The 15,397-nt window shown below is 39.7% G+C and carries 15 protein-coding genes; all 15 read right to left on the bottom strand.

Going from position 1 to position 15,397, the window contains the following annotated elements; all coding sequences use genetic code 11:
* Positions 1-187: 187 nt before the first annotated feature.
* The 15 genes from JNUCC52_RS11490 to JNUCC52_RS11560 all read right to left on the bottom strand — a co-directional run bounded on the left by JNUCC52_RS11490 (position 188) and on the right by JNUCC52_RS11560 (position 15,395).
* The gene (locus JNUCC52_RS11490) at positions 188-1,264 is read right to left on the bottom strand and encodes a nucleotide kinase (RefSeq protein WP_173478696.1); all 1,077 of its coding nucleotides are present in this window, start codon (positions 1,262-1,264) and stop codon (positions 188-190) included.
* Between the two features lie 309 nt (positions 1,265-1,573).
* Positions 1,574-2,206: a YczE/YyaS/YitT family protein gene (locus JNUCC52_RS11495; RefSeq protein ID WP_337982148.1), complete on the bottom strand. Its 633-nt coding sequence runs from the start codon at positions 2,204-2,206 to the stop codon at positions 1,574-1,576.
* A 131-nt stretch (positions 2,207-2,337) separates the two neighbouring features.
* Complete coding sequence (gene ybaK / locus JNUCC52_RS11500) at positions 2,338-2,832, bottom strand: Cys-tRNA(Pro) deacylase (protein WP_173478698.1); 495 nt, start codon at positions 2,830-2,832, stop codon at positions 2,338-2,340.
* Between the two features lie 23 nt (positions 2,833-2,855).
* Positions 2,856-3,659: a putative metalloprotease CJM1_0395 family protein gene (locus tag JNUCC52_RS11505; RefSeq protein WP_337982149.1), complete on the bottom strand. Its 804-nt coding sequence runs from the start codon at positions 3,657-3,659 to the stop codon at positions 2,856-2,858.
* A 348-nt stretch (positions 3,660-4,007) separates the two neighbouring features.
* The gene (locus JNUCC52_RS11510) at positions 4,008-4,586 is read right to left on the bottom strand and encodes a VanZ family protein (RefSeq protein WP_228134354.1); all 579 of its coding nucleotides are present in this window, start codon (positions 4,584-4,586) and stop codon (positions 4,008-4,010) included.
* 126 nt (positions 4,587-4,712) lie between these two features.
* Entirely contained in the window at positions 4,713-6,251 is a 1,539-nt protein-coding gene (locus JNUCC52_RS11515) for an acyl-CoA carboxylase subunit beta (protein WP_337982150.1), read from the bottom strand.
* A gap of 24 nt (positions 6,252-6,275) precedes the next feature.
* The gene (locus tag JNUCC52_RS11520) at positions 6,276-7,061 is read right to left on the bottom strand and encodes an enoyl-CoA hydratase (protein WP_173478702.1); all 786 of its coding nucleotides are present in this window, start codon (positions 7,059-7,061) and stop codon (positions 6,276-6,278) included.
* The gene (locus tag JNUCC52_RS11525) at positions 7,058-7,975 is read right to left on the bottom strand and encodes a hydroxymethylglutaryl-CoA lyase (protein ID WP_139860473.1); all 918 of its coding nucleotides are present in this window, start codon (positions 7,973-7,975) and stop codon (positions 7,058-7,060) included. The genes JNUCC52_RS11520 and JNUCC52_RS11525 overlap by 4 nt, the downstream gene beginning before the upstream one ends.
* Positions 7,976-7,987: 12 nt before the next feature.
* The gene (locus JNUCC52_RS11530) at positions 7,988-8,200 is read right to left on the bottom strand and encodes an acetyl-CoA carboxylase biotin carboxyl carrier protein subunit (RefSeq protein ID WP_337982151.1); all 213 of its coding nucleotides are present in this window, start codon (positions 8,198-8,200) and stop codon (positions 7,988-7,990) included.
* A gap of 198 nt (positions 8,201-8,398) precedes the next feature.
* The gene (locus JNUCC52_RS11535; RefSeq protein ID WP_337982152.1) at positions 8,399-9,757 is read right to left on the bottom strand and encodes an acetyl-CoA carboxylase biotin carboxylase subunit; all 1,359 of its coding nucleotides are present in this window, start codon (positions 9,755-9,757) and stop codon (positions 8,399-8,401) included.
* 15 nt (positions 9,758-9,772) lie between these two features.
* A complete protein-coding gene (locus tag JNUCC52_RS11540; protein ID WP_173478704.1) occupies positions 9,773-11,413 on the bottom strand; it encodes an AMP-binding protein in 1,641 nt (546 codons plus the stop codon).
* A gap of 33 nt (positions 11,414-11,446) precedes the next feature.
* Positions 11,447-12,589, bottom strand: a complete 1,143-nt coding sequence (locus JNUCC52_RS11545) for an acyl-CoA dehydrogenase (protein WP_139859791.1) — start codon at positions 12,587-12,589, stop codon at positions 11,447-11,449.
* Positions 12,590-12,676: 87 nt separating this feature from the next.
* A complete protein-coding gene (locus JNUCC52_RS11550) occupies positions 12,677-13,327 on the bottom strand; it encodes a TetR/AcrR family transcriptional regulator (protein ID WP_139859797.1) in 651 nt (216 codons plus the stop codon).
* A 406-nt stretch (positions 13,328-13,733) separates the two neighbouring features.
* Positions 13,734-14,672 (bottom strand): ROK family protein, encoded by a 939-nt coding sequence (locus JNUCC52_RS11555; RefSeq protein ID WP_337982153.1) that lies wholly within the window; start codon positions 14,670-14,672, stop codon positions 13,734-13,736.
* Between the two features lie 30 nt (positions 14,673-14,702).
* Entirely contained in the window at positions 14,703-15,395 is a 693-nt protein-coding gene (locus tag JNUCC52_RS11560; protein WP_139859795.1) for a copper homeostasis protein CutC, read from the bottom strand.
* Between the last annotated feature and the right edge of the window lie 2 nt (positions 15,396-15,397).

The following is a 15,397-nucleotide window of genomic DNA, read 5'->3' on the forward strand; positions in this document are numbered from 1 at the left end:
TTTTATGCATGCATCCTATAACTCAAAATCCAAGGCTTCTGCCAGAGGCATTCTCTTCATTCAGCTTGCTGTTCATATCCATGCAAATAAGGGGTCATTTGCATCCATTTCGCTTTCGCAAGCAAGCTATTGAATAAAGATCGACTAGTCTACCCATAGTGTAGCATAAGCAACCAATTAGAATAAATTACTTTGCTAATCTTTCAAATAAAGGAGCTGTTTTTTCACGCCAAATCGCTGTCGACAAACATTGATCCATGAGCTGGCGAATTGTTTTCTCTGCTTCCGCATATCGCGTTGTATAGCCGATCGCATCTTGCATTGCGCTTTTATAGTTCACGCGGATTTCTTCAATTTGAGCTTCGGCTTCCTCTGACAAAACACAATGTTTCCCCATATCAAAAATTTCATCGCCTAATCTTCCATCTTGTGGATCAAATACATGTGGCTCTGTACTATCAAATATACAAAGGTTTAATTCTGGTACGATGACCATATCCACTGAACCAGCATCTAAGCCACACCATACAATTTGCGCATCTAGCCCTCTTGCATTTGCCTCGTCTGCCAATCCTTTCATTAATGAGGATTTCCCCGTACCTGGCTTGCCCTTTATCATCAATCTTCTCGCTAGATTTTTTGTCATGCTATCTACTGTATTTTCTGCACCTCGAGGTGTAAGTGTTCCTAATAGTCGATGCGTGCGTCTTCCAGTTTTATTTAAAACGATGGATTGAAAAATATTCGACTTTAAGTTTGTAACTTGTTCATCTAAAGCTTGCCAGTTCATGCAACTTTGCGTAACAATTTCCCAGTCATCATGTATTTTTTTGGCGATTTCAAGCATTGTTATACACTTTTCACGCCATAACTCCCGCTCTTTTATCGCAACAGCTAGCTTTTCGCCAATCTCTTCAAGTCGGTCTTCTTCTAAGCAATCATAAAAGGACAGCACACGATGCTTCGTACCAAATAAAGTTGGTTCAATCCCCCATTGCGAAGACCACACATAGAGTCGATTACAGCCTCGAACAAAGACTCCCTCTATTACGTTCTCTAACAATGCGTGTTGAAACCACTCTACTGCAAAGCCCTGTTTTACATAATAATAGCCTAGCTCCTTCAAAAGCTCTGATCCTTTATATGTTGATGGGCCTTGCAGAACGTAAACTAATTCCGCTTCATCCATCATTTCTTTATATAAATGTTTGATTCCTTGCCCAGTAAGTGCGTGTCCAAAGTAATAGGTAACATTTCCGTTCAATGTCGCTCCCCCTTTTTTTATGCCAAGACATTATATGAACTATTAGGCAAAAAGATGAAAGAGGAGTAAATTGTTTGAGTGCCTGACACTAATTGTGTGCGTACCTGGCACTTGGCACAGATATCTGACATAATACAGGTTCCTAACAACGTAAAAATCCACTTCGCTTTCCGCGGGCACGATGTAAGCCGCAACCCTCGCTGTCGCGCGGTTTGTTGCGTCTTACATTACGTGCGTTCCCGCAGGAGTCTTCGTGGATTTTTACTCGGACTGAAGTTTTCAGAATTGTTTTGGTGCCTGTCACCCAAACTAAAATGGTTTGATGCCCTCCATGCTTCCGATACATTTCATTAAAACTTTACGACAATACGGTAAGGAAATTTGCACAATATAGCCTGATGTTAATGCAATAACGACAGTACCAACACCAACAGGGCCCCCGAGCAACCATCCAAAAATAGTGACGAGAACTTCGATGCCCATACGCGCGGTTTTAATCGTCCCTCCAAATCGTTCAACGAGAATCATCATTAAAGTATCGCGCGGACCCGCCCCCATATTTGGCGCAATATACATGCCACAGCCAAAGCTTAAAACAAATAAACCCAGTATAAAATAAATTATTTGTAAGCCATAAATATCAGTTGAAGGCAACAGCCAATTAAACACATCAATAAATGAACCGATAAGTAGCATATTTAACCATGTCCCTATTTTGGGCCATTGCCGTAATACAATCGAGGTAGAGACGACGATCAAAAGTCCTGTTACAATAGACCAAGTTCCTATTGTTAAGCCGAAATTTTGAAATAGCCCTACATGTAACACATCCCATGGGCTTGTTCCTACAATTTTCCCTTTGATCGACATCGTAATTCCTAATGACATTATCACCATTCCTACCACAAAAAACGCCCAGCGCCATCCTGTGACTTTTCGCATTTCTCTATCCTTCTCTCTATGTATGATATTGCTCTAACTTTATCATCATTTCTGCTACAAAATCTCATATTCCGCTAATTATTTTAAATAATCCGACTATATTTTTCCCAAAATAAAAAACTATCCAAGGATTATTCTTGGATAGTTGTGATGGGAGCAAGTTGCGCCTTAGTCACTGTAAGTAAATCATCAACTTGAACATTCATTTGCATACCAATTTTCCCTGCACTAACAATAATACTTCCTTGCTCACGTGCAGATGCATCAATAACCGTCGGATATAGCTTTTTCATGCCGACTGGTGAGCATCCACCACGGACATAGCCTGTATAACCAAGTAGCTCCTTAACCGCTAGCATCTCAATCTTTTTCTCGCCAACGACTTTAGCAGCAGCTTTCAAATCAAGTTCCTCCGCAACTGGAATAACAAAAACAAAAAGCTTTTGAGCGCTCGCCTTTGCCACTAATGTTTTAAATACACTTGTGACAGGGTGTCCGATTTTTTCAGCTACTGACACTCCATCTACTAGACCGTCACCTGTCTCGTACTCTAAAACGTCAAACTGTATTTTTTGTTGCTCTAACAATCTAATTGCATTGGTTTTCGTATACTTCGCCTTTGCCACAATTAAAATCCCCTATCTATCCTTTAGGCTGTCATTGAAAACGTTGAGTTGTCTCCATATAGATAGCCGCTTTTTGCCATTTGAATATGCGCAACATATTTTGCTGACGCCAATTTAAATGTCCGTGCTTTCAACGTCTCATCATACGTCTTACCGAAAATTGTATCTGCTAATGGATCTAAATTCAATTCCTTTGAAAATCGTTCTGGCACCTTTACATCAATTGTTTCCGTCACAAAAGATGGTTCAAGCTCCTTCAGTAATGTTTCATCTAGCTCTGTAGCATTGATATCTGCCTGAATTTGTTGCATTTGAGCATCTGCACTAGCTGCTATACGTAAATCTTGCGGAGATGGAACTGTAGGTGTTAGTGCCGCACTTCGAACCTGCTGTAAAATTTGCAATGTGTCTGCACTTTCAGCATCCGTATTAATTTCCGCTCCACCTAAATCTTCTAATGCCGTAAATTGGTCCGTATCTGTTTCTTTTAACCGTGATAAAGAGGGCGATTCCCCTATATCACTGCCAGTTGTTTTAAATGCATGTTCATGAGCCCTTACACTTTTTTCTGTTTGTTGTAAGTCTTGCATCATCGCCTGTTGCTGTGGCGTTACGTCTTTAGATTCCTCTTTATGTTGCTCATATAAATCTTGATCTTGGCGTCCTAATAATAGATTTTCAAGCTCTAGCAATATCGGATTTTTTTCTGGTTGGAAATACTGTGCATTTTTTCGATAAGCATCACCAGCCTCTTTGCGCTGAAGGATTTTCTTACGATTATAATAAGCAGATTGTCTCTCTTGCTCCATCATGTTTGATAGTTTCATATCCTCACCTCGACTTTCTTTTTAATATGCAAGTTTAGTAGTAAATATGAACAACTTTCTATTCCCTATTTTTATTCAAACTGAACTGTTTCTGTACTATTATTATCGGAATTTTCTCTCTTAAATTCAAGCAAAAATCACTACGAACCTCCTAAAGAAACAATATAAAAATTTTTTAATAGGTAAAAATACCCTATTAATTAAAGTGATTTTATTGTTATTACTTCTCTTTATTACTTTTTCATTTATTTTCATTAAAATTTATCACATTAAATACCTGTAAAATAGTGCTAATCGATAATAAAAAACAGCCCATTTTAAATGGACTGTTTCTTCTACAAACGAACTTTACGCTCGTTTTTTGGGCATAATAAGCACACATTTATAAGCTAAGTATCCAAACCAGGCACCTAGCGTATTTAAAATTAAATCATCAACATCTGCAGAACCAACCGTAAAAATAAATTGTACGGTTTCAACAGCAAGGCTAGAGAAAAAGCCTATACAAATAATTACCCACGCCTTTCGAAACCTCTTTGACAGTAGCGGTAACAAAAAACCCATCGGTGTAAAAATTAATAAATTGCCTAATAAGTTTACGACAATCAAGTCTAAATTAAAATATTGTGAGTAGTTGATATAACGTAAAATCGTTTCAAACGGTATAAAATTTGTCGTTACCCGCCAGCTACTATAATCAAACAAACCCATCTCGCTTAAAGAATAATTGCCTCTGAACAACATAATACAAACTTCGACTAAACGATTAATTACTAGCTTGTAAAAGGCAATACATGTGTAAAAGCTAAAAAACACCCAACCTATTACTTTAAGTTGTATGTAATACGTATCAATCCACGCTCGAAATGGTAATGGTAGCTTGGCATCACCTTGGATACTGGATATATTATTTTTTGCCATGCTCATTCACCCACTTCCTCTTATCCATCCCATATTTTAATATGTCTGACCGTACACATGCAAGGGGTGAAATATATCAAAAAATGCACTCCAGCATAAACTGGGTGCATTTTTTGATGAAAGTGTTTCTTCTTATACTGGATTCACACCATGCTTCCGTTGAGAAAATAACAAGTATTTAGACATATACAAGTCCAAACGTGTTTCTAATGCTTTTCGTAAATCATTTGGCTCAATGACATCATCAATAATTAGCTCAGATGCTAAGCGATAAATGTCAATTTCCTCTTGATATTCTTTTCTCTTCTCAGCAATAAAGCTTGCTTGTTCTTCTTTTGGTAGTTCAGCAATTTTATTGGCATATACTGCATTTACCGCTGCCTCTGGCCCCATTACGGCTATTTGTGCGTTCGACAACGCAATACAGCAATCAGGCTCGAAAGCTGGACCTGCCATTGCATAAAGCCCTGCACCATACGCCTTACGGACAATTACAGTTAGCTTCGGTACAGTTGCCTCGCTCATTGCAAAAATCATTTTTGCGCCGTGACGAATAATGCCTGCCTTTTCAACCTGTGTGCCAATCATAAATCCTGGTACGTCTACAAGGAATATTAATGGAATATTAAAGGCATCACATAATGAAATAAATTTTGCTGCTTTGTCAGCCGAATCGTGGAACAATACGCCACCCTTCACACGAGGTTGGTTGGCGATAATACCAACTGATTGTCCATTAATACGGCCAAGACCTGTTATTAATTCTGCGGCAAATAATTTTTTCACTTCACAGAAAGAATCTTCATCAATCAACCGATCAATTAACTGATACATATCAAATGGCGAGTTTTGATTTTTAGGAATTAATTCTTCAATTGATTTTTCAAATGTTGCTGGCGGCTTTGGAGCCTCCACTTTACTACGTTCCGCATAGTTATTCGGGAAATAGCTTAAGTATTTACGAGCATAAGCAATCGCTTCTTGTTCTGTTTTTACTAGGACGTCCCCACAACCAGAAACGGAACAATGCATTTTAGCGCCACCCATTGTTTCTAAATCCACTTTTTCACCGATGACCATTTCTGCCATACGTGGTGACCCTAAATACATAGATGCGTTGCCTTCTACCATCACCACAATATCAGAAAATGCAGGAATATAAGCGCCTCCAGCTGCAGAAGGACCAAACAGCAAGCAAATTTGCGGTACTTTACCTGAAAGTTTTACTTGATTGTAGAAAATTCGTCCTGCCCCACGACGACCAGGGAACATCTCTAACTGATCTGTAATACGCGCACCTGCTGAATCCACTAAATAAAATAATGGACAATTTAGCTTCTCCGCCGTTTCTTGAATACGAATCATTTTTTCTACTGTACGTTTTCCCCAAGACCCTGCTTTAATTGTCGAATCATTAGCTAACACACATACTGTACGACCGTGGATTTTACCGATACCTGTAATAACACCATCTGCTGGTAAATCACCTGCTAAACAGTTCGCGTAAAGCCCATCTTCCGACTGAAGTCCATCATCTAGTAATAATTCTAGTCGCTCTCGAACAAATAGCTTGCCTTGTTGTGCATTTTTATCGTGATATTTTGGCAGTCCCCCTGCTAAAATTTGTTCCTTCATCGCATTTGATATGTTTTCTGTAGATATATTGCTCATGTCCAATTCCCCCTTTGCAGTCCATTACTTTCCTGAGTATTGCGGTGCTCTTTTTTCCTGGAAAGCTTGTAAGCCCTCCAAGCGATCTTCAGTTGGAATAAGTGCGCTATATGCAAGTGACTCGATTTTCAAGCCTGTAGCTAAATCTACTTCCACACCATTATTAATAGCATTTTTCGCTTGAATTAATGACAATGGCGCATTTTTTGCCATTTCAAGTGCAAGCTGTTGCGCTTTTTCTTGCACTTCATGCCCCTCATATACATATTCCACAATACCGAGGTGTTTCGCTTGCTCGGCATCGATTCGACGTGCTGTATAAATTAGTTCCTTCGCTTTTCCAATTCCAATTAATCGCGGTAAGCGTTGTGTTCCACCTGCTCCTGGAATAATGCCAAGAGAAGTTTCCGTAAGACCAACCTTGATATGTGTCGCCGCTATGCGTAAATCGCAAGCTAAAGCGAGTTCTAGTCCGCCCCCAAATGCGACGCCATTTAACACTGCAATGACAGGCTGAGCTAATGACTCTACTTTGGCAATGGTTGCTCCGATTAATTGCACAACTTGTTTTACTTGATGATCAGACATTCCTTTACGCTCTTTTAAATCTGCCCCAGCACAAAATGCCTTTTCCCCTGCGCCTGATAGTAAAACAACACGTACTGCTGGATCAGCATTTATTTTATCTAGCGTAGCACTAAGGTCGTTTAATAATTGTACTGACATGGCATTTGCAGCTTCCGCTCTAGAAAGTGTAATGAGCCCTATATTACCTGGTAATAAATCAAATTGAACGAGTTGTTGTGTCACGTGACATTGGCACTCCCTTCATTACGAACAATAGCCATTTGTTTAGATGCAACGTCCTTCCCTAGCTTTTGTTCTATAAATAGTACCGCTTCTAACAGCCTTTGCTTATTAACACCTGTTTCGATGCCCATTCCTTCTAATAGATACAACAAATCTTCTGTGGCTACATTACCTGTTGCACCTTTCGCATAAGGGCAACCGCCCAGACCACCGAGTGCACTATCAAATTTTGTAATACCCATTTCTAATGATTTCATAATATTAGCTAGCGCTGTACCACGCGTATCATGGAAGTGCAGCGCAAATTTTTCAGCTGGATACCTCTTTAGCAACTCTTCTAAAAGATGCTCAACCTGCGTCGGTACGCCAACGCCGATTGTATCGCCAAGCGATATTTCATCAACGCCCATTTCCAATAATTTATCTGTTACTTGTAAAACCTTTTCTGGGTGTATGTAACCCTCATAAGGGCAACCAATTACTGTTGAGATATAACCACGTACATGCTTATTTGCTGCCTTTGCCCCTTCAACTACTTCCTTCATGATCGGAAATGTTTCGTGAATCGTTTTATTGATATTTTTTTGATTATGACTTTCACTAGCAGACATAAAAATGCTTGCTTCATCGATGCCTGCTAGCAATGCCCGTTCTAGTCCTCGCATGTTTGGCACGAGTGCCGCATACGTTATGTCCTTTTCTCGCTTAATAGCTTGCAACACTTCTACTGCATCTGCTAATTGAGGAATCCACTTCGGATGGACGAAAGACGTTACTTCTATATAATTTAATCCCGTCCGACTAAGTAAATTTACTAGCTGTACTTTATCTGCAGTCGCGATGTGTACCTTTTCGTTTTGCAAACCGTCCCGAGGCCCTACTTCCTTTAACGTAACATGCTTTGGTAATTGCATAGAAATGCCTCCCTATTCAATTTCTAAAATATCATCATCAACGTTAATGAAATCGCCTTCGTTCGCAATAATTTTTTTTACAACGCCATCCTCTTCGGCAGCTATCGGTATCTCCATTTTCATTGACTCTAAAATTGCTACGTCTTGCCCTGCTGTTACTTTATCGCCTTCTGCCACTACGATTTTCCATACTGTTCCTGCCATGCTCGCTTTTACTGTTGCCATATAAATCCCTCCAAATAGTTGGTGTACTTGCTTCAAGTGACAGCTATCACTCAAATCAATACACATATATTCATTTAGTAACGCATGCCTACTAGCACATGCTTTGCATAAGCTCCTCAGTATGAAAACATCTGACCGTCAACACGAGCTATTTCTTATAAACTCGTTGCTACGAATGTCAAAATCATGAACTTATCCTTATTTTGTTTCTGTTAATTGTGGTAAATAAAACTCCTCCACAAATTTCGTTGTTGTATGCCCTTTTAAAAATTGCTCGTGGGTTACAGTTTTCAAAAGCATCGGTATATTTGTTTGTATTCCTTCAATTTTGTAATCTTGTAGTGCTTGTATTAGGCGCTCACAGGCAATTGCTCGCGTTTCACCCCATACTACTAATTTACTAATCATTGGATCATAGAAAGGTGTCACAGTTGAGCCTGCTTCTACACCACATTCATGTCGGATACCTTCTCCTAGCGGTAATATTAGCTCTGTAATTTTGCCTGGAGACGGGAAAAATGTTGTCGGGTTTTCCGCATAAATGCGTACTTCAATCGCATGCCCTTGTTTGTCAATGCTATCGCGTGTAAAGCTTAACGGTTGTCGCGCCGCTACTTTCAACTGTTCTTCCACAAGATCCAGCTTCGTTATTTCTTCTGTTACTGGATGCTCTACTTGCAGACGTGTATTCATCTCTAAGAAATAAAAATTTTGCTCTGCATCTACTAAATATTCAATTGTTCCTGCGTTTACATAACCGATATGCTTCACTGCTTGCACAGATGCTTCTAGCATTTTTGCTCGCGTTTCCTCAGAGATAAATGGAGATGGTGCTTCTTCAACCACTTTTTGATTGCGGCGTTGAATTGAACATTCTCGTTCAAATAATGGCACGACATTTCCTTCATAATCAGCGATAATCTGTACTTCAACATGATGTGGATTAGCTATGAAACGTTCCATGTACATCGTGCCATCACCAAAAAATGATTGTGCACGTTTCTGATTACCCTCGAAGGCTTTCTCCAACTCCTCAGCATCAGACACTAACTGCATGCCGATACCACCACCCCCAGCAGACGCTTTCAGCATAATCGGATAACCTAAACGGGAAGCGATTTCAACTGCTTCTGAAACGTCTTTGACAGGCGTTTCAACTCCTTCTACAATCGGGACACCTGCAGATTTCATCGTCTTTCGGGCTTCCAATTTACTGCCCATGGACGCAATCACTGAAGCGCTAGGTCCAATAAATACTAGACCAGCCTCTGTACAACGTTTTGCAAAATCAGCGTTTTCCGAAAGTAAGCCATATCCTGGATGAACAGCGTCAGCCCCGCTTTCTTTTGCAATTTCAAGAATGCGATCAATATTTAAATAGCTTTGAACAACAGGCGGCTTACCAACGCAGTATGCCTCGTCTGCATCTTTCACATGTAAGCTTTCAGCATCCGCCTCAGAATATACCGCCACCGTTTGAATATTGAGTCGCTTACAAGTGCGTATAATACGTCTAGCAATTTCACCACGATTTGCAATTAATACTTTCTTGAACATTGTCTTGCCCCCTCCCTAATTGACCTTCACTGCTGCCACAAAATCTTCACGTAGTTTAAACTTCTGCACTTTTCCTGAGGCAGTCATTGGGTAGCTATCGATAAAGAAAATATGTCGCGGAATTTTATGTTTAGAAATTTTATCTCGGCAAAAAGCTCGGATTTCCTCTTCTGTCGCCTGTTCCCCTTCTCGCAATATAATCCATGCAGCGGCTTCTTCACCGTACTTAGGATCAGGAACGCCCGCTACTTGTACATCAGCGATTTTTGGAAATGTATATAAAAACTCCTCGATTTCACGTGGATATAAATTTTCACCACCACGTATAATCATGTCCTTTAAACGGCCTGTAACCCTGATATAACCTTCTTCATCCATCGTTGCTAAATCACCCGTATGAAGCCAGCCATCGTGATCAATTGCAAGTTGTGTTTCCTCTTGGTTGTTATAGTAACCTTTCATCACGTGGTAGCCTCTTGTACATAGCTCGCCTTGCTCATTTGTTGCCGCTTCTACATCTGTACCAGGAACGACAATTTTAACTTCTAGATTTGGTAATGCCCTACCTACAGTCTCTACTTTTAAATGGAATGGGTCATCTGCTCTCGTTTGAGTAATAACAGGAGAAGATTCCGTTTGACCATAACAAATAGTGACATCAGTCATCCCCATTTTCTCGATGACTGCTTTCATCACTTCAATTGGGCAATTGGAACCTGCCATTACGCCCGTACGCAATGTCGATAAGTTGTATGACGAAAAATTCTGCAAATTCAATTCACTAATAAACATTGTCGGTACTCCGTGTAATGCAGTGCACTTTTCTTTTTCAACTGTTCGTAATACTTCCGCTGGAGAAAATTCTTGCACTGGCACCATTGTTCCACCACTTGTAGTAATGGCTAACGTACCAATTACACAGCCAAAGCAATGGAAGAATGGCACTGGAATACATAAGCGATCCTCTGACGTTAAGCGCATACATTCGGCAATGTTCACCGCATTATTGACTAAGTTATAATGCGTTAACATAACCCCTTTTGGAAACCCTGTTGTTCCTGATGTATATTGAATATTAATGACATCATCATAATGGAGTGAAGCCTGTATTTGATCTAATTGTTGCTCTGTTACTTGCTCCGCAGCTGCCAGTACATCTGACCAGTTAAGTACTCCTGGATATTTTGTTTCGCCAATTAAAATAACATTTTTCAATAAAGGTAGACGCTCTGATTGCAATTTACCAGGTTCGCAATTTTCTAACTCTGGGCAAATTTCCTGGAGTGTATTCATAAAAGAATGGTCCCGATAATTTTCAATTAAAATTATCGTTTTAGCATCGGATTGTCTTAGTAAATATTCCAGTTCATGTGCACGATAATTTGTGTTTACCGTAACGATTGGCGCCCCCATCTTTCCTGTGCCAAACTGTAACTGTACCCATTCAGGAACATTTGTCGTCCACACTGCGATATGATCTCCCTTTTCAATACCAAGGGCCATTAATCCTCTCGCAACTAAACGACTTTGATGATTTAACTCCTCATAAGTCATACGTAAGTCTCTATCTGCATACACTAGCGCTTCATTTTTAGGATATTTTTTAGACTGTTCATCGAGCAATTGACCAATTGTTTGATACACAAGTTCTGCCATGAAAATCCCCCTTAAATATGCTATTTAATGTTTTTAACAGCCAATTAGACGAGAAATAACGAGACGTTGAATTTCAGATGTACCTTCACCAATTTCCATTAATTTAATATCACGTAAATGACGTTCTACATCATATTCCTTCATATAACCTGAACCACCATGAATTTGAATGGCTTGATTGCAAGTTCGGAAGCCCATCTCTGATGCGAATAACTTCGCCATCGCTGCTTCCTTAGCAAATGGTTTTTTCTGATCTTTAAGCCATGCTGCTTTATGTACAAGTGTACGAGCAAGCTCTATTTCCATTGCCATATCGGCTAATTTAAACTGTATTGCTTGTAACTTGGAGATTGGTGCTCCAAATTGCTCGCGTTCGTTCGCATACTTTAATGCTTTTTCATAAGCAGACTGTGCAATGCCGACTGATAAAGCCGCTATGGAAATACGTCCACCATCTAACGTATTTAAAAACTGGCTGAACCCACGTTTTTCGTCCCCTAATAGATTCGTTTTTGGAACGCGCACATTTTGCAAAATAATTTCGCATGTATTGGAGCCTCGTACGCCCATTTTGTCGTAATTACAATTGATTGTGACACCAGGTGTGTTTGTTGGCACAATAATTGATGAGATAATTTTTTTGCCATCTTCACGCTTGCCAGTTACTGCCGTGACAATAATTTGTCTTGCATGGCCTGCATTTGTAATCCAGCATTTTTCACCGTTAATAACGTAATCATCGCCGTCAACGACTGCTGTTGTACGTGTTCCACCCGCATCAGACCCTGCATTCGGCTCCGTTAAACCGAAAGCACCTAATGTTTCGCCTTTTGCTAAAGGTACAAGCCATTCACGCTTTTGTTCTTCCGTTCCAAAATTATAAATTGGAGCGGCACCTAAGCTTACCGCTGCTGCATAGCTTAAACCCGTACCACCACAAGCGCGCCCAATTTCCTCGACAGCAATTGCATAGGACACCGTATCTCCACCAGAACCACCATATTCCTCAGGAAACGGGATACCCAATAAGCCAAGCTCTGCCATTTTTTCAAAGCTTTCTATTCTCATTGTTGATGTCTCGTCGACTTCACGAGCGTAAGGTTTAATCTCTTTCTCTGCAAAATCACGTACCATGTCTCGAATCATCGCTTGCTCTTTCGTTAGTTCAAAGTTCATTCCCATTTCCCCCTAGTTTCCAATTTGCCATAGCGGATTTCTTTCAGACGACAGTTACACAAATCTGGACCGACTAGTCGGTCGGTTTTAAAGATTAATAAAACCAGCTATTTCTTCTGGCTTTTCCTTGACCATAAATTGAGTTGCTTCTTCCATAGCTTGCTCTGTCACAATTGCTCGTAATATCATATCCGTAAATACTTCTGTAATTTCCTCCATTGTTAATGGACCTGTTTGTTTAAACCACATATATGTCCAGTTAATCATCCCTACAATGGCCATTGTTACAATCGTACAAGGTAATTCAGCACGAAAATCTTTCGTGTGCTGTCCTTCTTCAATCACCTTTTGTAATATTTCCCGATATTGGTCCCGCTTTTTATGAATGATTACACTATATTCTTCTGACAACGAACGGCTTTCTTCATAAAATACAGTAATATGGGCTTGATACACATCAAACACTTGTGTCAGCGTTTGAAGCATTGCACATAAGCGTTCAATAGGTGTATCGTATTTGTCATAAGCTTCCTGTGATTGTTTGATAACATAGGAAATAAACACATCATGTACTTCATATAACAATTCATCTTTCGATTTAAAGTTATGATAAAATCCACCTTTTGATGCACCGATATATTCCACAATGCGATCAACTGTTACGTTATGATAGCCATCTTGCTGAAACAACACTACAGAAGCGTCTACAATTCTTTGTTTTAACGTTTTTTTTACCATAGGCACCTATCATCCTTCTTTATAACACTTACCCCTTTGTTCCTTATAATTAGGACGTAATTAGGACGTGTATTCACTTAATTTTCCTAATTATAAAAATACTATGACTCCTTTAATATAGCATTCTCAAAAATTGGTGTCTAGTTCCATAAAACAATTTAATAGCATGAAAGAGAATTTTTTTACATTAAACAGCATATAAAACCTCCGCTTTTAACAACAAACGTATTTCCTTCTAAAGCTTCATCTGCAAAATACACACATTAACTATATGCTCAAATTTCCCATGTCATAACTCCATTCACAGTGACAGGCACTCAAACAATTCTGAACTTTCCCCCAAGTAAAAACCCACGAAGTCTCCTGCGCGCAGAAAGCTAAGTGGGTTTTTAGAGGTGACAGGCACTCAAACAATTAAATGGGCCGCACCAATTAATGCTGCGTTCTCAAACAATTGCGAACGTCTTATTTCATATGTGTTTCGATAGGAAGGAAGGACGTAGGTTTCGGTCACTTCTTCAATCTTTTCCATAAATCGAGAAGTTGTTTTCATAACACCGCCACCGAGTACAATGCAGTCTGGGTTAAATGTTTGTATAAAATTCGCCAAAACAATACCTACATATGTAGCCGCTTGCTCAATAATTTCTTGTGCAACTAAATCTCCTGATTCATATGCAGCAAACACCATTTTAGTATCAATCGGCCTTTGTTCTTGCTTCTCCATTTCAACCAGCATAGATGTACACTTTTTGATTGCGTCCACCGCATGTCGTTGAATCGATACTCCTGATGCATATACTTCTAAACAACCTAATTTGCCACAATTACATGTTGGTCCGTTCGGATTCACAGTGACATGCCCTATTTCGCCAGCTAACCTATTACTGCCAGTATATAGCTTTCGTTCAAAAATAATGCCGCCACCGATTCCAGTGCTTATCGTCATAAAAAGCATATTCTTTGATTGCCGGCCTGCCCCGTAGTTGAATTCTCCCCAAGTAGCTGCACTTGCATCATTGACAACTGTAATTTTCTTATCTAATTGTGCATTTAGCATCTGCCCTAACTGTACATTTCTCCAATCAAAAGTAGACCAATAGCGAATAATGCCGTGATCTGTATCAACTATCCCAGGCACGCCGACGCCTATACCTCTAATCTCGTAGCCTTCTGAAAGAGCATTTATCGCCTCTACTACTCTATTGACAACAATCTCTGGACCTTCGTGCCCTTTTGTATCCAGACGAATTTCCTTAATCATTTCCCCATCAACACTTAATAATCCAATGGCAATTTTTGTACCACCCATATCTACTCCAACTAGGTACTCTTTTTGTTGCATTTTATTTCCCCCAATGGTCCACTGTGTCTACTATGCACGGGATAAAATTATATCCTTAACTTCTTTAATTTTATGTTCGTCTATAAAATGGTCAAAGCTGGATTGATGTCGAACACCAGATCCAAAATGAAATTCGGAAACGTTGACATGCTGTAAAAAGGATGGAAGGGTTTTAGGTGATAGACCCGATCCTGGCATGATTTGCATATGAGCGAGGCTTGCTTGTTGTTCTAAAGCTTGAATTTCACTAACCGCATCAAGTACTTTACTTTTGCCACCTGATGTTAAAATCCGTGATATTTCTTTATAGGACATTAGCGTTTGTAATGCCTTGGATTGGTCCTTTACATCGTCAAATGCTCGATGGAATGTAATATCCAATCCATCTGCTGCTTCAATTAATTGTTGTAAAATAAGCTCATCAATATTTTGCTCTTCGGTAAGTGCACCTACGACTATTCCACTCGCACCTAGCTGTTTACATATTTGAATATCTTTTAACATTATTTTCATATCATTTTGATCATAGCAAAATGAACGGCTGTGAGGACGAATCATTACATTTACTGGGATCGTTAATTCACTGCACACACTTTCTATCATCGCATAGCTCGGTGTGAGCCCTCCCTCGGCTATACCTGCGACCAATTCAATTCTGTCAGCTCCAGCTTTTTGTGCCGTTATCGCATCTGTTAAAGAAATTGCAATCACTTCAATAACCATAT

It is taken from the genome of Lysinibacillus sp. JNUCC-52, from assembly GCF_015999545.1.
Taxonomy (GTDB): Bacteria; Bacillota; Bacilli; order Bacillales_A; family Planococcaceae; genus Lysinibacillus.